General features: G+C 46.1%; 1 protein-coding gene. It reads left to right on the top strand.

Features of this window, described 5'->3' with window-relative positions; translation table 11 throughout:
- Positions 1 to 432: sensor histidine kinase (locus tag R7Z77_RS25580; protein ID WP_318137079.1), on the top strand; the 432-nt coding region annotated here is incomplete at its 5' end.
- Positions 433 to 709 lie beyond the last annotated feature (277 nt).

The raw sequence follows: 709 nt of genomic DNA, 5'->3' as shown, positions 1-709 counted from the left end.
TTGGAAGAGACGCTGCGTGTCTATCAATCTCAGCTGGCGAATGTGGATGTTCGCGTTCGAATACCTAGCGATCTGCCGCAAATTCAGGGGGAAGAACAACGCTTACAACAAGTGCTTGGCAACCTGATATCCAATGCGCTTGATGCCATGCAATCTAGGGACAATCCCCAACTTTCAATCGTTGTAACACCAACTAACAGCCACGTTGAAGTGGTGGTCAGTGACAACGGTTGTGGCGTGGCACTAGAACAACTCGACACCATTTTCGAGCCATTCCAAACCAGCAAAAAGATCGGCGAAGGCTTGGGTTTAGGACTGTCAATCACCGCGAACAACATGCGAGACATGAATGGGCAAGTCACAGCACAACGCAATCCAGGTTCCGGTATGTCGTTCCTCTTGCGATTTCAGCTCGCCAATACGATTGATTGAGCCCACTAAAAGTGACTTACACAGATATTTATTCAAAAATCAGCAGTTATACTCGCAACTCAACCCCCAAGCGGCTATCGGATCTGGCTTCGGTTGGCGTCTTTTCTAAAACCGAACAAATCGCCCTTCAGAAAGTCGATCTGGCTACAAGAATCGTGATGTGACCTGCACTATTCTCAAGCAAAGAAAAATCCAAGTAACTGCAATTTTCTAATGATAAAAGAGTGAGAAACATGATTAAGTTTCCAGATAATTTCCTTTGGGGTGGTGCCATTGC

The organism is Vibrio sp. 1401 (genome assembly GCF_033340295.1).
This window is presented reverse-complemented; position numbering and strand designations above follow the sequence as displayed.